Annotated in this window: 21 protein-coding genes; 12 read left to right on the forward strand and 9 right to left on the reverse strand. The window is 62.7% G+C overall.

Annotated features, from left to right (window positions below):
* The first annotated feature begins 16 nt into the window (after window positions 1-16).
* The 3 genes from speA to J9870_RS03210 all read left to right on the forward strand — a co-directional run bounded on the left by speA (window position 17) and on the right by J9870_RS03210 (window position 4266).
* The gene (gene speA / locus J9870_RS03200) at window positions 17-1930 is read left to right on the forward strand and encodes an arginine decarboxylase (protein WP_210642672.1); all 1914 of its coding nucleotides are present in this window, start codon (window positions 17-19) and stop codon (window positions 1928-1930) included.
* Window positions 1931-2164: 234 nt separating this feature from the next.
* Entirely contained in the window at window positions 2165-3472 is a 1308-nt protein-coding gene (locus J9870_RS03205) for a contractile injection system protein, VgrG/Pvc8 family (RefSeq protein WP_210642673.1), read from the forward strand.
* Window positions 3469-4266 (forward strand): DUF4123 domain-containing protein, encoded by a 798-nt coding sequence (locus J9870_RS03210; protein WP_210642674.1) that lies wholly within the window; start codon window positions 3469-3471, stop codon window positions 4264-4266. Before J9870_RS03205 ends, J9870_RS03210 begins: the two co-directional genes overlap by 4 nt.
* A gap of 4 nt (window positions 4267-4270) precedes the next feature.
* Here J9870_RS03210 and J9870_RS03215 read toward each other — a convergent pair whose 3' ends face one another.
* Both J9870_RS03215 and J9870_RS03220 read right to left on the reverse strand, forming a co-directional pair.
* On the reverse strand, window positions 4271-5620 hold the full coding sequence (locus J9870_RS03215; protein WP_210642675.1) for an MATE family efflux transporter: 1350 nt from the start codon (window positions 5618-5620) through the stop codon (window positions 4271-4273).
* A gap of 193 nt (window positions 5621-5813) precedes the next feature.
* Window positions 5814-6107 (reverse strand): hypothetical protein, encoded by a 294-nt coding sequence (locus J9870_RS03220; protein ID WP_123345032.1) that lies wholly within the window; start codon window positions 6105-6107, stop codon window positions 5814-5816.
* A 163-nt stretch (window positions 6108-6270) separates the two neighbouring features.
* Between J9870_RS03220 and J9870_RS03225 the strand changes: the two genes are divergently transcribed.
* The 4 genes from J9870_RS03225 to J9870_RS03240 are packed head-to-tail and all read left to right on the forward strand — an operon-like array spanning window position 6271 to window position 8534.
* The gene (locus J9870_RS03225) at window positions 6271-6576 is read left to right on the forward strand and encodes a MazG-like family protein (protein ID WP_210642676.1); all 306 of its coding nucleotides are present in this window, start codon (window positions 6271-6273) and stop codon (window positions 6574-6576) included.
* Complete coding sequence (locus tag J9870_RS03230) at window positions 6573-7322, forward strand: methyltransferase (RefSeq protein ID WP_210642677.1); 750 nt, start codon at window positions 6573-6575, stop codon at window positions 7320-7322. The genes J9870_RS03225 and J9870_RS03230 overlap by 4 nt, the downstream gene beginning before the upstream one ends.
* A 25-nt stretch (window positions 7323-7347) precedes the next feature.
* On the forward strand, window positions 7348-7956 hold the full coding sequence (locus tag J9870_RS03235; protein WP_210642678.1) for a DUF4136 domain-containing protein: 609 nt from the start codon (window positions 7348-7350) through the stop codon (window positions 7954-7956).
* 20 nt (window positions 7957-7976) lie between these two features.
* Window positions 7977-8534: a DUF4136 domain-containing protein gene (locus J9870_RS03240; RefSeq protein WP_210642679.1), complete on the forward strand. Its 558-nt coding sequence runs from the start codon at window positions 7977-7979 to the stop codon at window positions 8532-8534.
* Between the two features lie 232 nt (window positions 8535-8766).
* Here the strand turns inward: J9870_RS03240 and J9870_RS03245 are convergent, their stop codons facing one another.
* Both J9870_RS03245 and J9870_RS03250 read right to left on the reverse strand, forming a co-directional pair.
* Window positions 8767-9621 carry a MaoC/PaaZ C-terminal domain-containing protein gene (locus J9870_RS03245; protein WP_210642680.1) on the reverse strand — a complete coding sequence of 285 codons (855 nt, stop codon included), beginning with the start codon at window positions 9619-9621 and terminating at the stop codon, window positions 8767-8769.
* A gap of 2 nt (window positions 9622-9623) precedes the next feature.
* Entirely contained in the window at window positions 9624-10976 is a 1353-nt protein-coding gene (locus J9870_RS03250) for a 3-oxoacyl-ACP reductase (RefSeq protein WP_210642681.1), read from the reverse strand.
* Between the two features lie 269 nt (window positions 10977-11245).
* On the opposite strand from J9870_RS03250, the gene J9870_RS03255 reads away from it, so the two are divergent.
* Entirely contained in the window at window positions 11246-12523 is a 1278-nt protein-coding gene (locus J9870_RS03255) for an acetyl-CoA C-acetyltransferase (protein WP_210642682.1), read from the forward strand.
* Here the strand turns inward: J9870_RS03255 and J9870_RS03260 are convergent.
* On the reverse strand, window positions 12510-13538 hold the full coding sequence (locus tag J9870_RS03260) for a bile acid:sodium symporter family protein (RefSeq protein ID WP_210642683.1): 1029 nt from the start codon (window positions 13536-13538) through the stop codon (window positions 12510-12512). The two genes, J9870_RS03255 and J9870_RS03260, sit on opposite strands and share 14 nt — an antisense overlap.
* A 79-nt stretch (window positions 13539-13617) precedes the next feature.
* Between J9870_RS03260 and J9870_RS03265 the strand changes: the two genes are divergently transcribed.
* Both J9870_RS03265 and J9870_RS03270 read left to right on the forward strand, forming a co-directional pair.
* Window positions 13618-14409, forward strand: a complete 792-nt coding sequence (locus J9870_RS03265; RefSeq protein WP_210642684.1) for a helix-turn-helix transcriptional regulator — start codon at window positions 13618-13620, stop codon at window positions 14407-14409.
* 224 nt (window positions 14410-14633) lie between these two features.
* A complete protein-coding gene (locus J9870_RS03270; protein ID WP_072410317.1) occupies window positions 14634-15527 on the forward strand; it encodes a PA4780 family RIO1-like protein kinase in 894 nt (297 codons plus the stop codon).
* A 190-nt stretch (window positions 15528-15717) separates the two neighbouring features.
* On the opposite strand, the gene cueR is transcribed toward J9870_RS03270, so the two are convergent.
* The 3 genes from cueR to J9870_RS03285 form a co-directional block, all read right to left on the reverse strand.
* The gene (gene cueR / locus J9870_RS03275; protein ID WP_210642685.1) at window positions 15718-16131 is read right to left on the reverse strand and encodes a Cu(I)-responsive transcriptional regulator; all 414 of its coding nucleotides are present in this window, start codon (window positions 16129-16131) and stop codon (window positions 15718-15720) included.
* The gene (locus tag J9870_RS03280) at window positions 16128-18521 is read right to left on the reverse strand and encodes a heavy metal translocating P-type ATPase (protein ID WP_210642686.1); all 2394 of its coding nucleotides are present in this window, start codon (window positions 18519-18521) and stop codon (window positions 16128-16130) included. Before J9870_RS03280 ends, cueR begins: the two co-directional genes overlap by 4 nt.
* 107 nt (window positions 18522-18628) lie before the next feature.
* Window positions 18629-19012, reverse strand: coding sequence for a hypothetical protein (locus J9870_RS03285; RefSeq protein ID WP_210642687.1), 384 nt, complete (start codon window positions 19010-19012; stop codon window positions 18629-18631).
* A gap of 147 nt (window positions 19013-19159) precedes the next feature.
* On the opposite strand from J9870_RS03285, the gene J9870_RS03290 reads away from it, so the two are divergent.
* Together J9870_RS03290 and J9870_RS03295 are read left to right on the forward strand one after the other, a co-directional pair.
* Window positions 19160-19357, forward strand: a complete 198-nt coding sequence (locus tag J9870_RS03290) for a cation transporter (protein ID WP_210642688.1) — start codon at window positions 19160-19162, stop codon at window positions 19355-19357.
* 95 nt (window positions 19358-19452) lie between these two features.
* Window positions 19453-20655 carry a multidrug effflux MFS transporter gene (locus J9870_RS03295; RefSeq protein WP_210642689.1) on the forward strand — a complete coding sequence of 401 codons (1203 nt, stop codon included), beginning with the start codon at window positions 19453-19455 and terminating at the stop codon, window positions 20653-20655.
* Window position 20656: 1 nt separating this feature from the next.
* Here J9870_RS03295 and J9870_RS03300 read toward each other — a convergent pair whose 3' ends face one another.
* Complete coding sequence (locus tag J9870_RS03300) at window positions 20657-20827, reverse strand: hypothetical protein (protein ID WP_210642690.1); 171 nt, start codon at window positions 20825-20827, stop codon at window positions 20657-20659.
* Window positions 20828-21065 lie beyond the last annotated feature (238 nt).

Consider the following 21065-nt stretch of genomic DNA (forward strand, 5'->3'; position numbering starts at 1 on the left):
TTTATAGGGGACTTCGATGTCCGTACGACGCACACGCAAAGACGATGGCAGCCAATGGACAGTTGCGGACAGCCGCAGTGTTTACGGGATTCGCCATTGGGGGGCCGGGTATTTCGCGATCAATGACGCCGGTCGCGTCGAAGTTCGTCCGAATGGCCCCGACAGCTCGCCCATCGACCTGTTCGAGCAAGTCGATCAGTTGCGCCAGAGCGGCCTTTCGCTGCCGTTGCTGGTGCGCTTCCCTGACATCCTGCAAGACCGTGTGCGCCAGCTCACCGGCGCGTTCGACAGCAACATCGCGCGCCTGGAGTACCAGAGCCAGTACACCGCGCTCTATCCGATCAAGGTCAACCAGCAGGAAGCGGTGATCGAGAACATCATCGCCACCCAGAACGTCTCCATCGGCCTGGAAGCCGGTTCCAAGCCGGAGTTGCTGGCCGTATTGGCCCTGGCGCCGAAGGGCGGGACCATCGTCTGCAACGGCTACAAGGACCGTGAGTTCATCCGCCTGGCACTGATGGGCCAGAAGCTGGGGCACAACGTTTTCATCGTCATCGAGAAGGAGTCCGAAGTCGGCCTGGTGATCGAAGAGGCCGCTGCGCTCAAGGTCAAGCCACAGGTTGGCCTGCGAGTACGCCTGTCATCCCTGGCGTCGAGCAAGTGGGCCGACACCGGTGGCGAGAAGTCCAAGTTCGGTTTGTCTGCCGCGCAACTGCTCTCGGTGGTCGAGCGTTTCCGCAGCGCGGGCCTGGACCAGGGCATTCGCCTGCTGCACTTCCACATGGGTTCGCAAATCGCCAACCTGGCGGACTACCAGCACGGTTTCAAGGAAGCGATCCGTTACTACGGTGAACTGCGCAACCTCGGCCTGCCGGTGGATCACATCGACGTCGGCGGTGGCCTGGGCGTGGACTACGACGGTACGCATTCGCGCAACGCCAGCTCGATCAACTACGACATGGACGATTACGCCGGTGTCGTGGTCGGCATGCTCAAGGAGTTCTGCGATGCCCAGAGCCTGCCGCATCCGCACATCTTCTCCGAAAGCGGTCGCTCCCTGACCGCCCACCACGCAATGCTGGTGGTGCAGGTGACCGACGTCGAGAAACACCACGACGACGTGCCTGTGATCGACAACAAGCAGGAACTGCCGGAAACCGTGCAATGGCTGGTGGACCTGCTGGGCCCGACCGACATCGAAATGGTCACCGAAACCTACTGGCGCGCTACCCACTACATGAGCGACGTGGCTGCCCAGTACGCCGACGGCAAGCTGACCCTGGCCGAAAAAGCCCTGGCCGAGCAGTGCTACTTCGCCGTGTGCCGTCGCTTGCACAACTCGTTGAAAGCCCGTCAGCGTTCCCATCGCCAGGTATTGGATGAACTCAACGACAAGCTCGCCGACAAGTACATCTGCAACTTCTCGGTGTTCCAGAGCCTGCCGGACACCTGGGCCATCGGCCAGGTGCTGCCGATCCTGCCGCTGCATCGTCTCGACGAAGAGCCGCTGCGCCGTGCCGTGCTGCAAGACCTGACCTGCGACTCCGACGGCAAGATCAAGCAGTACGTCGACGAGCAAAGCATCGAGACCAGCTTGCCGGTCCACTCCCTCAACCCGGGTGAAGATTATCTGCTGGGCATCTTCCTGGTGGGCGCCTATCAGGAAATTCTCGGCGACATGCACAACCTGTTCGGTGACACCGATTCGGTGAACATCTACCAGAATGCCGACGGCAGCGTGTACCACGCCGGTATCGAAACCCACGACACCATCGAAGACATGCTGCGCTACGTGCACCTGTCGCCGGAGGAATTGATGACGCACTACCGCGACAAGTGCGCCAGCGCCCGTATCAGCGCCGCCGAGCGCACCCAGTTCCTGGATGCGCTGCGCCTGGGGCTGACTCGCTCGTCCTACCTGTCTTCCTGATAGGCAACTGAACGCCCGCCGGGACTGTCAGAAAATACTCCGTGTGCTGCGGGTTTTTTCGGATAGTCCCGGAGGGCGTTTTCATTTGTGCCACCGTTATTTCCGCATACCGCTGCGTTTAACCGGCAGTGTCCTTATTTCGTGTAGTCCCTTTCCTAACTTGTACTTGGGCCCTCTACTCGGCCATGGCTCTCAGCGAGAATCCCTGGCCGCCCCTCCTGTAGAGAAACGCCGATGTCCGATCCAGCCAGCGAGCCATCATTTCGTCTGGAGATAGCCGGTCTGCCCGAACCCTTTGTCGTCGTGGCCTTCACGGGTAGCGAAGCCATCAGTGAACCCTTCGTCTATGAGGTGGAGCTGCTGGTCAGCGACACCCGCCTGGACCTGGCGGGGCTGTTGTACCGCAACGTCTGGTTAAGTTTCGGGGCCTCGGGCGCGGGGATCCATGGGCAGCTCCACGAGCTCGTGCAGCTCTGTCATGGGGCCGGCTGCCGGGTGCGTATCGGGCCGAAGCTGGCTTGTCTGGCGCAACGTTTCAATCAACGGGTGTTCAGTGCCCGCTCGGTACCGCAGATCATCCGCCAGGTGCTCAAGGCCCATGGCATCAGCGGTCGCAGCCTGTGTCTGGATTTGAGTGGCGATTATCCACCGCAGGATTTCTGTACCCAGTATCGCGAGTCGGACCTGCAGTTTCTTCAGCGGGTGTGCGCCCAGGCGGGCATCCATTTCCATTTCGAGCAGGGCGGGGACGGGCATTGCCTGGTATTCGCGGACAGTGCGGGCAGTTTTCCTCCTCTCGGCGAGGCGGTATACGGGGGCGATGAGCAGGCCGCTGCGGTGCGCACTTTCAGTGTGCAGACCGATGTGTCGGGGGAGCAGGTCGCCCAGGGTCGCAGTGATCTGAGGCACTTGCATTGCGGTCAGGTAGTGTTGTTGACGGCCCATCCTTTTGAAGGCTGGAACCAGCGCTGGTTGTTGACGAAGGTCGAGCATCGCGGCCAGAGCGGCGTGTATGGCAATCACTTCAAGGCCATCCCCTGGGGCGTCCCGTTCGTGGCATCCAGGGTCCCTGCAAAGCCGCGCATGGTGAGCCGGCAACGTGGCTGGGTGGTCGCGGTGGATGAGCCGGCGCTGCAGATGACAGGACGGGTGGCGGTGCAGTTCGACTGGGTCTATCAGGGGGAGGGCGCCAGTCCCAGCCATTGCTGGCTGCCATTGGCACCCGAATTGGCCGCTGGCGGGCCCGGCACCATTCGTGACGGCACCGAGGTGCTGGTGAGTTTTATCGAAGGCGACCCTGATCGCCCATTGATCAGTGCGTTCCTCGACCAGCCTGCATCGGCAGAGACAGTGGATGAGCCATCTTCGAGCGAAACGCTCTGGCAGTCTGTTGTCGATCCAGCGCTGTTGTCCGCGATCCAGAATGCCGAGCCGTTGGTCTTGTTGTGCCTGTTGCCCGGCGGCGGCAGCTTCAGCCCCTGCGCTCAGGCGGTATGTACCTGCCGCATGCTCACACGACGTGGCTCGGACGTTGCGCCATGAGCGCCGCCGCCATCCCGGGAGCCTCGCCTCAATGGCTGCTGCTCGACGTGCCGGGCGCTCCCAGGGCCACGCGGTTTCTGCAGGAGCAGTTCCCAGAAACTCGACGCTTTGCGTTGTTCGAAGGCACCGAGTTGCACGGCCTGAGGGAACACGGCCCGCTGCTGGTGGATGTACGGCAATCGCCAGCGCTGATCAGCCTGTGTCATCTGGATCCACATGCCTGGCCGGGGCTGCTATTGGTAAGCGCGTCGGCAGCCGCGCCATTGCTGGTGCATTTGCGTCGTATGCTCACGGTGACCCTGGGCCTGCATCACAAAGCCTTGTTGAACTACTACAACCCGCACACCGCCAGCTATTTCTTCGACGGCTGTGACCCTCAGGAACTCAGTTGCTGGCTGGGCCCGATCAACCTGTTGCGCTGGTTCGGTGGTTCTTGGGCGGATCGGGCGATTGGCAGCCAGGGTTGGCAGCAGTTGTCCAACCCTGGGCTGCCGGTGGCGGCGCTGGAAAACGAACACGGCCTCAGCGACCGCCAGCAGCGTCAGTTGCAGCGATGCCTGCTGGAGCGTCATGCCTGGCAATGGTCTCGCTCCACCGGGCGGGACTACCGCTTGCTCTGGGGAGACTTGCAGCAGGGCCTGGCGCTGGGGTTCACCGAGCGCCCGGTGCTCGACGATTGGCTGTGGCTGCGTCTGCAATACCCTAACGCCAGGCCAATGTCGGAGCTGACGGGCGGCTCGCAACGCGAGCGGCTCGAGCAACTGCGGCGGCTGTGGCAGGACGACCAAGCTTGACGCGTTATTGGGCCTGGGCGCCGAGCCAGCTGTCGCGCCGCTGCAAGTGCCAGGCGATAGCCCCAAGGGTCAGGCTGCGCAATGCCATGAACAGCAGGAACGTAATCCACAACCCATGATTGCCCAGCCCTTGCAGCGCCCAGGCGAACGGCACCACCAGCAACAGGGTCAGCAGCATGCCGTTGCGCATTTCCCGGGCGCGGGTGGCGCCGATGAACAAGCCGTCAAGCAGATAGCTCCAGACTGCGATCAGCGGCAGGGCGGCCAGGTAGGGCAAATAGCGATAGGCAGTGTCGCGTACGTCGGGAATATTGGTCTGCATATCGATGAACAGGTGTCCGGCGAGCAGAAACAGCAGTGCAAAGCCGACGCTTGCGATCAATGACCATCCGCAGGCCACCACCAGCGAGCGGCGCAGGGCCAGTCGGTCATGGGCGCCGATGGCGTGGCCACACAGCGCTTCGACGGCATGAGCCAGGCCGTCCAAGGCATGAGCTGTCAGCAGCAGGCCGTTGAGCAGCAGGGCATTGGCCGCCACAGTCGCATCGCCCAGGCGGGCACCTTGCACCGTGATCAGGAAAAACACCGCTTGCAGCGCCAGGCTGCGAATGAAAATGTCCCGGTTCACCGCCAGCAGCGGGCGCCAGCTCTGCCACATCCCCAACGCGGCCCAGGCGATCTGCCCCGGCCAGGCGCGTAATGTGTTGCGGGCCAGGACCAGACCGAGCAACGCCCCCGTCCATTCGGCGACTACCGATGCCCGGGCCGAGCCGGTCACGCCCCATTCCAGGCCAATCACGAACCATAGGTTCAGGGCGATGTTCACCAGGTTGGTCACCAGCAGGATCGCCAACGGCGCCCGGGCATTCTGGGCGCCGAGGAACCAGCCCACCAGCGCATAACTGGCCAGCGCCGCCGGCAGGCCGAAGAGCCGGGTGTGGAAAAAATCCTGGGTCAACTGATTGAGTTCGACGGACGGCTGCATGAAATGCAAAGCCAGCCCACTCAGCGGCACGCCGACCGCCCCGAGCACCACCGCCAACCCCATCGCCAGCAACAGGCCTTGCAGCAACACCTGGCGCAACGCCGCCCCATCTCCGCGCCCGGCAGCCTGGGCGGCGAACCCGGTGGAGCCCATGCGCAAGAAACCCATGGCCCAGGCCAACACCGTGTACAAACTCGCCCCGACCGCCACCGCGCCCAACTGATGGGCATGGGGCAAATGGCCGATGACGGTGCTGTCCACCAATGCCACCAGCGGCACGGAAATGTTCGAGAGAATCATCGGCGCAGCCAGCGCCCAGACCCGGCGATGGGTGAGGCGGTCGCGCCAGTCGGTGATCAGGTTGGGCATGGGGGCTCCTTGATGGAGCGCGATTGTAGCGGGTTCTCGTACCGATCGTTCCCACGCTCCTGCGTGGGAATGCCTCTACGGACGCTCTGCGTTCGGCTTTAGGACGCGGAGCGTCCCGGGCTGTATTCCCACGCGGAGCGTGGGAACGATCTCAACTCTGTGGGAGCTTTGCCCTCACACTGCGCCCTCGGCCCTAGTGAATAATCCAACTCAATACCCACAACCCCAGCACCAGCCAGATGATGCCCATGACGATCGACGCCCGCATGAACGCGCGGATCGCCGAGTACAGCAGCATCAGGCCGAGGATCAGCGCGAGGATGCTGATGATTGAGGCGTCCATGCCCAGGGTGCGCGACAGGCCATCGACGAAGTTGCCGCCGGCATTGGCCAGCGTGTTGAACAGGCCGCTGAGCAGGTCGACGATAAAACGGATTACCGAACCGAGTGCCTGGCCGAGCCATTCGAAAAAACTTTCTACCTGCATGTGTGCTTCCTGATGAGAGGGGGGGAAGTCGAGCCTTTGGCTTCTGATTGTAGGAGCTGCGCAGGCTGCGATCGTTCGATTATGGGGTAAATCGTTGCTTCGTACCGAGACGCTTGCCTTCGCCCGTTATCCCCCCGAAGCTATGCGCATTCAGGAGAGCCCGATGAACCTTGTTGAACTGACCGAACGCCTGCACGCCATTCGCGACCATAACGATTGGCGGCCATTCCACAGCCCGAAAAACCTCGCCATGGCCGCCAGCGTGGAAATGGCCGAGCTGGTGGAAATTTTCCAATGGCTGACCGAGGATCAGTCGCGCCAGCTGCCGGCAGACAAACTGGCCCACGCGGGGCAGGAGGTCGGTGACATCGTGTTGTACCTGTTGCTGTTGTGCAGTGAACTGGGGTTGGACATGGACGCGGTGGTGCGCAGCAAACTGGCTGACAGCGAGCGGCGGTTCGGACAATGAGCGACCGGCATTTCGACCAGCTCGCCACGCGCTTTGCTGAGAAGATCTATGGTGGGGCCAAGGGCGCGATTCGTCTGGCGGTGCTGCAGGCCGATCTGCTTGAAACCTTGCCGCAGCGTCCGTTGCGGGTGCTGGACATCGGCGCCGGCCTGGGCCACATGTCGTTGTGGCTGGCCGAGCGCGGCCATCAGGTGACCCTGGCCGAGCCGGCCGAGCCGATGCTCGAAGGCGCTCGTCAGCGGTTTGCCGATGCCGGCCAGAGCGCCACGTTCATCCAGGCGCCGTGGCAGGACCTGCTTGGCCAGCTCACCGAGCCCTATGACCTGGTGCTGTGTCACGCGGTGTTGGAGTGGCTGGCCGAGCCCCACGCGATCCTGCCGGTGCTGCATCAACTCACCGTCCCGGGTGGCTGGCTGTCCCTGGCGTTCTACAACCGCGACGCGCTGGTCTATCGCAACCTGCTAAAGGGGCATTTCCGCAAATTGCGCAAGAACGACATGGCCGGTGAAAAACAGAGCCTGACGCCGCAACAACCGCTTGATCCGCGGGAGTTGGCGGCGCAACTTGAAGGCCTGTGGCAGGTCGAAAACCAGAGTGGCGTGCGGGTTTTCCATGACTACATGCCGGTGGAGTTCCAGGGCCGCGTCGAGTTGGCGCAGTTGCTGGAAATGGAGCTGGCCCACCGTCGCCATCCGGCCTTTGCCGGGCTGGGACGCTACCTGCACTGGATCTGCCGTCCCCTCTGATCTGAAAGAACAATCGGAGAGCTAAATGAAAGGTCGTTCAGGGTTGTTGATGCTGTGCCTGGGGCTGGTGGCTTGCCAGGGCAGCAACCCGTATGTCGCCACGTCTAATCCGCTGCCACCGGCGCCGCCCGAGGCTGCCACGGTATTGGACCGCAGTGCCTACCCGGCACCGCCGCGTGACTACGGGCATTATCGCAGTTGGGCCTGGCTCAACGGGCGTCTACCGCCGGGCACTGCTTGGGCAGACTCGGCCCAGGTGGCTGAAGCGGTAAGCAATGCCCTGGACCAGCGCGGCTTGCGCCCATTGCACGATAACCGGCCGGCCGATCTGTTCGTCAGCGCCGATCTGCGCCTGGAGACTCGCGTGCGCCAGGTTCGCGATGATTACGACGCGGGTTACTACGGCGGCTATAACCGTTACGGTCCCGGCTACGGCATGTACAACACGGTGCCGGTGGTGCGCACTTATCAGGAGCAGGTTGTGGTGGTGCGAGTGGATCTGTTCGATGCCCGCAACGGTCAGCCGGTGTGGAGTGCCAGTGCCGAGACCAGCCAGCGCGGCAATCAGAGTGAACGCACCGATGCCATTCGCGAAGCGGTGGAAAAGGCGCTGTCGTCTTATCCTCCAAGTTGATTACGCAACGGAGAAAAACCATGTTTCGCCGTCTTGCTCTACTGGCGTTTGCTGTACTGCTTAGCGCCTGCGCTACCAACCAGGTGAACCACGACTTTGACCCCAGTCGCGATTTTGCCGCTTACCGCAGTTGGAGCTGGAAGGAACCGGCGCTGCAATACCGCCCCGATGATCCGCGGATCAAGAGCGACCTGACGGAACAGCGGATCCGCCAAGCCGTTACCGACCAACTTGACCAACGCGGCCTGCGCCCGGCTGCGGCTGGCGGACGAGGCGACGTATTGGTCCAGGCTTATCTGATCGTCGAGGATCGCCAGCAACAAGTGACCACCAACTACGGTGGCGGTTGGGGCAGCCCCTGGAATGGCTATTGGGGCGGGCCGATGTACAACGAAACTCGCAACATCAGCTACAAAGTCGCCACCGTGCAGATCGACCTGCTCGATGGCAAGGACGGCAAGCTGGTGTGGCGAGGCAGCGATGAACGAATGCTCAGCAGCTCACCCAACCCGACTGACCGCGACACCGCGGTGCGTGAGACCGTGGCGCGGATCCTGGCCAACTACCCTCCGCGGTAGCTCGAGAAAAATTGTGAGAGCTTGCTCTCGATGACGGCAGCCTATCCAACATCCATGCAGGCTGACCCACCGCTATCGCGAGCAAGCTCGCTCCCACATGGGCTTCGGGGTGTTCACGGAAATTGCATCCACCACCATCCCTGTGGGAGCGAGCCTGCTCGCGATAGCGGCTTTGCAGCCGACCTATTCATCCCGTATGTAGCCGATAGAAACTGTCGCTGCATCGCCCATCTCAGCCAACCGGCCGCCATCCGCCCACCATATGCTCCAACTCCCCAGCCCCGACCAGGCGTAAATCGCCACTGGACCCTGCCGCACTCGCCAACAGCGTCACCTCACTGGGCAGGCGCACGGGTTTCTTGAAGGTCACCTCGATCTCGATGTTGGCATCGGGCAGGTGGTCGTCCAGGGCCGCCAGGGTCCTGGCCTTGTTCCACAGGCCGTGGGCGATGGCGGTGGGGAAGCCGAACAGGCGGGCGCTGAGACCGCTCAGGTGGATCGGGTTATAGTCGCCAGACACCTTGGCGTACTGCCGGCCAATGTCCGCCGGTGCCGTCCAGCGTGCCACTTCAGTCAACGGCAGGCTTTCCTGCGGCGAGTCTTCCACCAGGGCACCATCCAACTGCACGCCTTTGCAGAGCATCTGGCTCGTGGCTTCCCACAGTGGTCCCAATTGATCATCGATGCGGGTCACAAGGTCGAACACCGCGCCCTTGGGGTGGGCTTGCAGGTTCTCGACATTGACGCTGGCCCGCACCTGGCTGACGCCGCCCATGGGCCGCAGCACGCGGATGCGATTGCTCAAGTGAATCAATCCCAGCAGCGGGAACGGAAAGTCCCGCGCGGTGAGCAATTGCATTTGCAGGGCGAACGCCAGTACGTGGGGATAGGTCGGTGGCAGCAAGCCGTTCTCGGCGAAACCGCAGACCTTGCGATAGGCCGCCAGGCGTTGTGGGTCGACCTGGAGCATTTGGCGCAACCCTTCCTCGGGCAACGTCTTGCCGGTGACCTTGCGCCGTGTCGCGGCTTTCGCATACAGCCCGGACATGCTCGGCGCGGCACTTACCTCTTGCCATTGGATCGTCATGGTCATGCTCCCAGGAGGCTTTGCCCACAGACCCGCAACGCCTGCCCGGTCACCGCGCCCGTGCCCGGTTGCGCCAGCCAGGCCACGGCCTCGGCGACGTCCTGAGGCAGGCCGCCCTGGCCCAAGGAACTCATGCGTCGCCCGGCTTCGCGCAGGGCGAAGGGAATTTCGGCGGTCATGCGCGTTTCAATGAAGCCCGGTGCCACGGCGTTGATACTGATTCCGCGCGCCTGTAACGCCGGTGCCCAGGCCTGGGCCAGGCCGATCAGCCCGGCCTTGCTCGCGGCATAGTTGGTTTGCCCGCGGTTGCCGGCGATGCCACTGATGGACGCCAGCAACACGACACGGCCATTGTCCCGCAGGGTGCCGCTGTCAAGCAGGGCCTTGGTCAGGACCTGAGGCGCGTTGAGGTTGACCGCCAGCACCGCGTCCCAAAACTCCGGGGTCATGTTGGCGAGGGTCTTGTCCCGAGTGATGCCGGCGTTGTGCACCACGATGTCGACGCCGTCGGGCAGGTGCTCGATCAACTGTGTGGCCGCCTCTTCGGCGCAGATGTCCAGCGTCACGCTGCGCCCGCTCAAGCGTGCCGCCAGGGCGTCGAGGTCGGCTTTGGCCTGGGGAACGTCCAGCAGGATCACGTCGGCGCCGTCCCGGGCCAGGGTTTCGGCGATGGCTGCGCCGATCCCCCGGGCGGCACCGGTGACCAGTGCCTTGAGCCCGGTGAGCGGCCGGGTCCAGTCCTGGACCTGGGTGTCGCAGGCGTTGAGGCGAATGACCTGCCCGGAAACGAAGGCACTTTTGGGCGACAGGAAAAACCGCAGTGCGCCTTCCAACTGCGTTTCGGCGCCGTCACCGACATACAGCAGTTGCAGCGTCCCGCCGTGGCGCAATTCTTTGGCCAGGGAACGGCTGAAACCCTCCAGCGCCCGCTGGGCACTGGCGGCGAATGGATCGCCCAGGCTTTCCGGCGCACGACCAAGGATGACGACATGGGCGCTGCGGTCGAGGTTTTTCATCAGGGGTTGAAAGAACTCTCGCAGCTGCTTGAGCTGATCGACCTGCACCAAATGGCTGGCGTCGTACACCACGGCCTTGATTTTCGGGCCGTGGCCGGGGATCCATTCGGTGGCCAGAGTCGGCTCGCCGCCGTAGACGAAAATGGCGTCGGTCAGGCGCTTGGCGAATGTGCCGACCTGCTCGGTCAACGGCCCGCCGCCCAGCAGCAATGCCCCCTCGATCGGCCGCAGCCGCCCGGCCTGCCAGCGCTCCAGACGTACCGGTGAGGGCAGGCCCAGGGCTCCGACCAGACGCAGGCCAATGGCCGAATTGGCGAAGTCGATATAACGGTCTGACATGGAACACACTCCGGCTGATGAGGTTCAAAGTGTGGACCATGATTGGCAATCAGTCGTTCTATCGGCGAGATAAAGCCTAAGCTTGAGCTGGAGCGCTCTTTCCAGAGCCCCGAATTCCTGTGGTAGCAAGCTTGCTCGCGATGCAGACGCCTCGGTTTTTCCAGGGCGATGGCGTCATCGTTTATCGCGAGCAAGCTCGACTCCCATGGGTGATTCGGTTGAGTTTCATAAGGTGATGGGCACATTCAGACCTACACGGGGAGTTCTTCATGACACAGCTACGCCGCGTCGCGATCATCGGTGGTAACCGCATTCCCTTCGCCCGCTCCAACGGGCCCTATGCCACCGCCAGCAACCAGGCGATGCTGACTGCCGCCCTCGAGGGGCTGATCGAGCGCTACAACCTGCATGGCCTGCACATCGGCGAGGTCGCCGCCGGTGCGGTGCTCAAGCACTCCCGGGATATGAACATGACCCGCGAATGTGTGCTCGGTTCGCGGCTGTCACCGATGACGCCGGCCTATGACGTACAGCAGGCCTGTGGCACGGGGTTGGAGACGGTGCTGCTGGTCGCCAACAAGATCGCCCTGGGCCAGATCGACAGCGGCATTGCTGGTGGGGTCGACACCACCTCGGACGCACCGATTGCGGTCAATGAAGGGCTGCGCAGGATTCTGCTGCAAGCCAATCGCGCCAAGACCACTGCCGACAAGATCAAGACCTTCCTGCAACTGCGCCCTCAGCACCTGGTTCCTGACCTGCCGCGTATCAACGAACCGCGTACCGGCCTGAACATGGGGCAACACTGCGAATTGATGGCGCAAACCTGGCAGATTCCCCGGGAGGAACAAGATCAGTTGGCCTTGGAAAGCCATCAGAAATTGGCTGCGTCCTACGCCGAAGGCTGGCAGAACGATCTGATGACGCCGTTTCTCGGCCTGACCCGGGACAACAACCTGCGCCCGGACCTGACCCTGGAAAAGCTCGCTTCCCTCAAGCCGGCCTTCGAAAAAAGCGCCAAGGGCACGATGACAGCGGGCAACTCCACGCCACTGACCGATGGCGCCTCGTTGGTGTTGCTGGGCAGCGAAGAGTGGGCCCAGGCCCGTGGCCTGCCGATCCTGGCGTACCTGCGCGACGGCGAAACGGCCGCGGTGGATTTCGTCCACGGCGCCGAAGGGCTGCTGATGGCGCCGGTCTACGCAGTGCCGCGACTGCTGGCGCGCAACGGCCTGACGTTGCAGGACTTCGATTACTACGAGATCCACGAAGCGTTCGCCGCCCAAGTGCTATGCACGTTGAAGGCTTGGGAAGACCCCGATTATTGCAAGACCCGCCTGGGCCTCGCCGCGCCGCTGGGGGCCATAGACCGCAGCCGGTTGAACGTGAAGGGCAGTTCCCTGGCCGCCGGGCACCCGTTTGCCGCCACGGGCGGGCGAATTGTCGCCAACCTGGCCAAGTTGCTGGATGCGGCGGGGCGCGGACGAGGGCTGATCTCCATTTGCGCCGCCGCCGGCCAGGGCGTGACGGCGATTATCGAGCGCTGAGGATCGCGCCGTTCTGTTGGGACGCCAGTTCCCGCTGTCGGCTGGCGTAGCGCTCGGCCAGGATCGAGCAGACGATCAACTGCATCGGGTGATAAATCATGATCGGCAACAGGATCAGGCCCAAGCCAGGGTTGTTGCCGAAAATCAACGCCGCCATCGGTACCCCGGCGGCGAGGGACTTCTTGCTGGCACAGAACACCGCCGCGATTTCATCGGCGTTGCTGAACCGCAGGGTCCGGGCGGTGCGGGTGGTCATCCACAAAATGATTGCCAGCAGCACGGCGCTGCCGATCACCGCGCTGAGCAACACGCCGTGGCCCTGCTGTTGCCAGATCCCCGACACCATCGAATTGCAGAATGCCGCATAGACCAGCAGCAGGATCACCAGTTTGTCGATGACGCTGGTATAGCGTTTGTACCGACCGAAAAAACCGGCCAGCCAACGCCGCAGGAACTGCCCCAGCACCAGCGGCAGCAACAACATCATGCACAGGTCGAGCAAGGTCGAACCCAAGTCGATGCCGCCGGCACCGCTGCCGACCACGAAACTGACCAGCAACGGCGTCAGGACCACCCCCAGCACGCTGGACAGGCTCGCGTTGAGAATCGCTGCCGGTACATTGCCGCCGGCGCTGCCGGTCAGGGCCACCGAGGAGGAAATGGTCGAGGGCAGGGCGCACAGGTAAAAGAACCCCAGCATCAGCAGCGACGGTACGTGACTGCCCAATAGCCAGTTACTGAGCAGCCAGAGCAACGGAAACACACCAAAGGTAAAGCCCTGCACCATCAGGTGCAGACGGGTGTTTTTCAGACCGTGGCGGATCTGCTCGCCGGACAGGTTGACCCCGTGCAGGAAGAACACCACGAAGATGCCGATATTGACTACCCATTCAGCGTGCATGGCGCCGCCGCTGGCACCAAAGGTTGGAAAGAAGTACGCCAGCAACGTGGCGATCAACATGCCGCAGAGGAACCAGTCGGTCACCATGCGTTTGAGGTGTCGGAAGATATGCATAGGGCACCGCAAGTTGTAAGAAAAGTCGACTTAGCCTAACGTCGGCCTCTACAACCGTCTTGCGACATAAGGCCAATCAATGCCGACTAACGGACACCAGCAGTTGGAAAGACGCATCCCCGACCTGACGGAGTTGCCTAGGCCGCTGTATGCCCGTGTCGAAAGCTTGAGCGCCGGTTCCTGGACCCAGGCCCACCGTCATGATTGGGTGCAGTTTTCCTACGCCATCAGTGGCGTTCTCGGCGTGCACACCGCCGCAGGCAGCTTCTTCGCCCCGCCACAACGGGGCATCTGGATCCCTGCCGACCTGGAACATCATGTCGTCACCTCGACCCGGGCGGAAATGCGCAGCCTGTATGTCCATCGCCAAGCCTGTCCATGGGCGGATGAGCGTTGCAGGGTATTGGAAGTCACCCCCCTGGCTCGGGAGTTGATCAAGGTTTTTTGTCAGCTGCCGGCCGATTATCCGCAGGACGATAGCCGGGAAGAACGCTTGGTGCAGGTATTGCTCGACCAACTGGCAACCCTGCCGGAAGTGGGTTTTTCCCTGCCGCTGCCTCGACATACTCGCCTGCTGGGGCTGTGCAACGAACTGATCGAACAGCCGGAGCAGAACGTCACCCTGCACGCCTGGGCCGAACGCTTGGGCACATCGGAAAAGACCCTGATGCGCCTGTTCCAGCGAGAGACCGGCCTGAGCTTTCGCGCCTGGCGCCAGCGCATGCGCTTATTGTCGTCCCTGGGGTCGCTGGAGAAGGGCGATAGCGTGACCAGCGCGGCGCTGTCCTGTGGGTACGATTCAACGTCCGCTTTTATCGCGGCGTTCAAGGGGATGTTCGGGTTTACCCCGGGGGAGTTGTTCAAGTCCTGAAACCGTGCAGCCGACATGACTGTCAGCTCTTGTCGCAAATACCTTCGCATTCAGTTGCCAATGCCACACCCTGTCTCGGCTATGATTCGGCTCGGTCGATCCGATCCGGCACATTGTGTGCATCGCTGGTTCATAGGTCGGCAACCCCTCCCCGTGGAGCAAGGATTGCCGTATAACGACTGTCATTCGCGTGTTTGGTAATAAAGGACCCACAATAAAAGCTGATGAAGACTCCAAAACGCATTGAACCCCTGATCGAGGACGGTCTGGTCGACGAGGTGCTGCGCCCACTCATGAGTGGTAAAGAAGCAGCTGTTTATGTGGTGCGCTGCGGCAACGAGCTACGTTGCGCCAAGGTCTACAAGGAGGCGAACAAGCGAAGTTTTCGTCAGGCGGCCGAGTATCAGGAAGGCCGCAAGGTCCGCAATAGCCGTCAGGCTCGTGCCATGGCCAAAGGCTCCAAGTTTGGTCGCAAGGAAACCGAAGACGCCTGGCAGAATGCCGAAGTGGCGGCGCTGTTCCGCTTGGCAAGCGCCGGTGTGCGCGTGCCCAAGCCGTACGACTTCCTTGAAGGCGTGCTGCTGATGGAACTGGTGGCCGACGAGTACGGCGATGCGGCGCCGCGTCTGAACGATGTGGTGCTGGAGCCGGACCAGGCCCGTGAATACCACGCGTTCCTGATTTCCCAGATCGTGCTGATGCTGTGTACCGGCCTGGTGCACGGTGACCTGTCGGAGTTCAACGTACTGCTCACGCCGACCGGCCCGGTGATCATCGATCTGCCGCAAGCCGTGGATGCTGCGGGTAATAACCACGCCTTCAGCATGCTGGAGCGGGACGTGGGCAACATGGCCTCCTACTTCGGCCGGTTTGCGCCGGAGCTCAAGCGTACCAAGTACGCGAAGGAGATGTGGGCGTTGTACGAAGCCGGTACCTTGCACCCGGCCAGCGTGTTGACTGGCGAGTTCGACGAGCCGGAAGAACTGGCGGATGTCGGTGGGATCATGCGCGAGATCGAGGCCGCCCGCCTGGACGAGGAACGTCGCCAAGCCGTGCGCGCCGCCGACGACGCCCCACCCGGCAAAACCGAAGAACCGCCTCCGCCCTGGATGCAGTGATCGGTTGACCACAAACCCGGCCAAGGCCGGGTTTTTTTATGGCTGCCAAAAAACTCAGCCTCACCGCAGATCCATTGTGGGAGCGAGCTTGCTCGCGATAGCGGTGGATCAGCCTGCATCGATGTTGAATGGACTGCCGTCATCGTGAGCAAGCTCGCTCCCACAAGGGGGTTGAGTGTTCCAGGGGCTGTCAGGCGGGCGCGGTTTCCTGGCAACACCCCGACGCCAGTTCCTTGAGGATCGGACAATCCGGGCGGTGGTCACCATGGCAGTGTTCCACCAGGTCCTGGAGCGTGTCGCGCAGTTCGGCCAGTTCGCGGATCTTCTGGTTCAGTTCATCGATGTGCTGCCTGGCCAGGGCCTTGACGTCGGCGCTGGCCCGTTGGCGGTCCTGCCAGAGGGTCAGCAGTTTGCCGACCTCTTCCAGGGAAAACCCAAGGTCCCGGGAGCGCTTGATAAAGGCCAGGGTGTGCAGGTCCTCGGCGCCGTAGATCCGGTAGCCGCTGTCGGTGCGATGGGCTGCCTTGAGCAGGCCGATGGATTCGTAATAGCGGATCATCTTCGCGCTCAGGCCGCTCTGGCGGGCCGCTTGGCCGATGTTCATCGCTTGTCCTCCAGGTGCTTGGGTGTCCAGAATTTCAACAGTAACGCATTGCTCACCACGCTGACGCTCGACAACGCCATGGCCGCGCCAGCCAGCACTGGGTTGAGTAAGCCGAATGCCGCCAGGGGAATGCCGATCAGGTTATAGACGAACGCCCAGAACAGGTTCTGGCGGATCTTGGCGTAGGTCTTGCGGCTGATGTCCAGGGCCGCCGGCACCAGCCGAGGATCACCGCGCATCAGGGTGATACCGGCGGCGTGCATCGCCACGTCAGTGCCGCCGCCCATGGCGATGCCGATGTCGGCCGCAGCGAGGGCCGGCGCATCGTTGATGCCGTCGCCGACCATCGCCACCACCGAATGGCTCTTCAATTGTTGGACGATAGCGGACTTGTCCGCCGGCAATACTTCGGCATGGACCTGGGTGATCCCCAGTGCCTGGGCCACCACCTTGGCGCTGCCATGGTTGTCGCCAGTGAGCAAGTGGCTGGCGATGTGGCGTTCATTCAACGCCTGTACGGCCGCGAGGGCGCCGGGCTTGAGCGTGTCACCGAAGGCGAACAGGCCCAGTACCCGCGGCGTTGCGGTTTGTTCGATCAGCCAGGACAGGGTCCGGCCTTCAGCCTCCCACGCCTGTGCCGACTCGGCCAGCGATGCAGGGCTCAGGCCCAATTCTTCCAACAGGCGCCGATTGCCCAGGGCCAAGCGGCGACCGTCGAGGCTGCCGGCAATGCCGCGCCCGGCCAGGGACTGGCTGTCGCTGACATCCGGCACGTCCAGGCTGCGTTCGGTGCAAGCGTCCAGTACCGCTTTGGCGAGAGGGTGTTCGCTGCCGCGTTGCAGCGCCCCGGCCATTTTCAGCAGCGTGTCTTCATCACCGTCAAGAGCGCTCAAGTGGGCGATGCGCGGTGTGCCGGAGGTCAGGGTGCCAGTCTTGTCGAACACCACGGTATCGACTTCATGGGCGCGCTCCAGGGCCTCGGCGTCCTTGATCAGAATGCCGTGGCGCGCGGCCACGCCCGTGCCGGCCATGATCGCCGTGGGTGTTGCCAGACCCAGGGCGCAGGGGCAGGCAATCACCAGCACGGCGACGGCGTTGATCAGCGCGGTTTCCAGCGGCGCACCGTACAGCCACCAGCCGATCAGCGTCGCCAGGGCCAGCACCAATACCACCGGCACGAAGACCTGGCTGACTTTATCCACCAGTTTCTGAATCGGGGCCTTGGCCGCCTGGGCGTCTTCCACCAGGCGAATGATGCGCGCCAGGACGGTTTCCGTGCCCAAGGCCTGGGTGCGCACCAGCAGCCGGCCTTCGCCATTGATGGCACCACCGGTAACCTTGTCGCCAGGTTGTTTGGGCACCGGCAGGCTCTCGCCGCTGATCAACGCTTCGTCAGCATGGCTCTGGCCTTCCAGCACTTCACCGTCCACCGGGAAGCGCTCGCCGGGCTTGACCAAAACCAGGTCATTCAAGCGCAAGGCGCTGATCGCCACGTCCCGTTCCTGGCCATCGATCACCTGGATCGCCCGCTCTGGCCGCAATGCTTCGAGGGCGCGAATGGCGCTGGCGGTCTGGCGTTTGGCGCGGCTTTCCAGGTATTTGCCCAGCAAGACCAGGGCAATCACCACGGCCGAGGCCTCGAAATACAGGTGCGGCATGCTGCCAGGACCGGCGATGATCCACTCATACAGGCTCAAGCCGTAGCCGGCGCTGGTGCCCAAGGCCACCAACAGGTCCATATTCCCGGCCCCGGCGCGCACGGCTTTGAAGGCGGCGACATAAAAACGCGCGCCGAAGATGAATTGCACCGGCGTCGCCAGGGCGAACTGCACCCAGGCCGGCAGCATCCAGTACACGCCAAATGGTTGCAGCACCATCGGCAGGACCAACGGCACGGCCAGCAGAATCGCCAGCACCAGGGCCAGGCGCTCACGGTTCAAACGGTTGGCCTGCCCGTCTCGGGGCTGCTCGGCCTGCCAGACGCTGGCGTCATACCCGGCGTGCTTGACCGCATCGATCAGGCGCTGCGGATCAACCTGGCCGAGCAATTCAAGGTGGGCTCGCTCGTTGGCGAGGTTGACGCTGACGTTGCTCACGCCGGCGATTTTGCTTAAGGCCCGTTCCACTCGGCCGACGCAGGAGGCGCAGGTCATGCCCTCAATGTTCAACTCCAGGGTTTGAGCAGGGACGCTGTAACCGGCCTGTTCGACGGCCTGCCTCAAGGCTGGCAGGCTGCCCTCGGGCGCCTGGACCCGCGCCTGTTCGGTCGCCAGGTTGACGCTGACGGCGCTGGCGCCGGCAACTTTACTCAAGGCCCGCTCGACCCGCCCGGTGCAGCTGGCGCAGGTCATGCCGGCAATGGGTAGATCGAACGTGGTGGATTCAGACATCGGTCAGGCTCCCTGTAGTGAATGACTACAGGATCAACCTTGCCATGCTGGCAAGGTCAAGCGCCAATCGAAAAGCTCGCACACATCTCTAATGCGGAGCTGGCGTTTCAGTAACCGAGCCCGGTTGACTTGAGGTACATGCCTTGCCCGTTCAGGGCGATGCGGAACTTGAGGATATCGCCGGCCCTGACCGTGATCTCCTGCGACCCGGGCGCGAGCATGCCCGGGTTGCAACCCGGTACCTGGCCCGGCAGCAACTTCAGACGCAAGGAGAATTGACCCGGTGGCAAGTTGAACGAGGTGCTTTGCTCCTGGAACAGCCGGGCCGAGAGCTGATCCTGAATGTAAATGCCGATTTCGCAGGAAGTCGCCACTTCCAGGCGCTCGCGGGAAATGATCAGCACGCCGTAATCTTCGCCAGTGGCCGATGCCTGGGGGGCTACCGCTGAAAAACCGAGCATGCAAAACAGGCTGAACGCTGACCAGCGCATGGCTGAACCTCCGGTGTGAAATCCTTGATATGTGCAGCTTGGCTGAGCGCGGTGCCGATTGCCAGCCCGGCAGTTTTCGCCAGAACTTGACCTTGCCATGATGGCAAGCTTGAAGCTATTGGCAACGTCATCCAAAGGAGTCATCTCATGCAAACTTTCAATGTTCAGGGAATGTCCTGTGGTCACTGCGTCAAGGCGATCACCCAGGCTGTCCAGGCCAAGGATCCGGCGGCCGACGTGCAAGTCGACCTGAGCGCCAAGACCGTTCAGGTCCAGAGCGCATTGCCGGTCGATGCCGTGCTCAAGGCCATTCAGGAGGAGGGGTATGAGGTAAGCCCCGCCTGAAGAATTTTAATCGTTAGCGACCTATCGGAATGTTCAAAAGCGCCCGGCACAGCTAGACTGTCGGGCTGCCGACTGACGCCTGAACTGGACGCCCGATGAACCTCCGTACCATTCTGATTCTTGGCGCCCTGAGCGCTTTCGGTCCCTTGGCGATCGACTTCTATTTGCCCGCTTTTCCGGCGATGGCCACGGCCTTCGGTACCGACGAAAAGCACATCCAATTAACCCTGGCGGCTTATTTTCTCGGCTTATCCATTGGGCAACTGGCCTACGGGCCGGTGGCGGATCGGTTCGGGCGGCGCATTCCGCTACTGACCGGTGTCGGCTTGTTCACCTTGGCGTCCCTGGCCTGCGCCTACGCGCCGAGTCTCGAATGGCTGATCGGTGCCCGCTTCGTCCAGGCCCTGGGTGGGTGCGCCGGGATGGTGATTTCCCGGGCGGTGGTCAGCGATAAATGCGACGCGGTGGGTTCGGCCAAGGTGTTTTCGCAGTTGATGCTGGTGATGGGGCTGGCGCCGATTCTCGCGCCGATGCTGGGTGGGTTGCTGGTGAACCTGCATGGCTGGCAGTCAATCTTCATTGCCCTGACCGTGTTCAGCGCATTGGCGTCGACGGCGGTGGCCTTGTGGCTGCCGGAAAGCTTGCCGGACTATGTGCCTAGGCAACCGTTGTCGGGGGCGTTGCGCCAATATGGCCGGTTATTGACCGACGCCGTCTACTTCGGCCATGCGCTAACGGGGGGCATCGCTATCGCTGGGATGTTTGCCTACATCGCCGGTTCGCCTTTTGTCTTCATCAAGCTCTATGGTGTACCGGCCGAGCATTTCGGTTGGCTGTTCGGCACCAACGCGGCGGGCTTCATTCTGGTGGCACAGGTCAATGCCCGGTTGTTGTCCCGACGAGGTCCGGCGTTCCTGCTGGGCCGCGCGGTATGGATCTACCTGGCCGCCGGACTGACGCTGCTGGCTGTCAGCGCCTTGCAGCCGGTGCATTTGTGGCCATTGCTGATTCCGCTGTTTATCTGCATCTCCAGCCTGGGTTGCATCCTTCCCAACGCGTCAGCCTGCGCGATGAACGGGCAGGGCGCCCGCGCTGGCAGCGCTTCGGCGATGCTGGGTTGCCTGCAGTTTTCCGTGGCCGCCGGGGCTGCCGCATTGGTGGCGGCGCTGCACGACGGCAGCGCCGTACCGATGGCGCTGGTCATCAGCCTTTGCGGACTGTTGGTGGTGAGTGCTGCGATGCTGACCCGCCGCCTGCAAAATGCCCGGGCGCTGGCCCAGGCCAGTCGCCAGGGCTGATTCAGCTGGCCGCGCGCTGCTGCTGTTCGGGGAAATGATGGGGCGCGTGAAGTCGCGCTTGCAGGGTATTGGTGAAGGCCTGGGCTTCGGCCTCGGTGCGGAAGGTCACGACGTGCTGGTCGAGGCGCACCTGCCATTGGGATTTTGCCACTTCTTTTATCAGGATCTTCATTGCTGACCTCCTCACGTAAAAGATTGCGTTGCAAAGGCCTCGAGTGTAGACCGGAATGCGATCGTAATTGTGACAAGGGTCAATTGTCGGACTGACGGTTGAATCGCCTACCAGTGACGCAATCACCGTGGCGAGGGAGCTTGCTCGCGCTTGGGGACGCAGCAACCATATTGGAGCCGCTGCGCAGCCCAGCGGGAGCAAGCTCCCTCGCCACATTGAGTTAACAAGCCAAGAGTTC

The organism is Pseudomonas sp. Tri1, assembly GCF_017968885.1.
In the GTDB taxonomy this organism is placed as follows: domain Bacteria; phylum Pseudomonadota; class Gammaproteobacteria; order Pseudomonadales; family Pseudomonadaceae; genus Aquipseudomonas.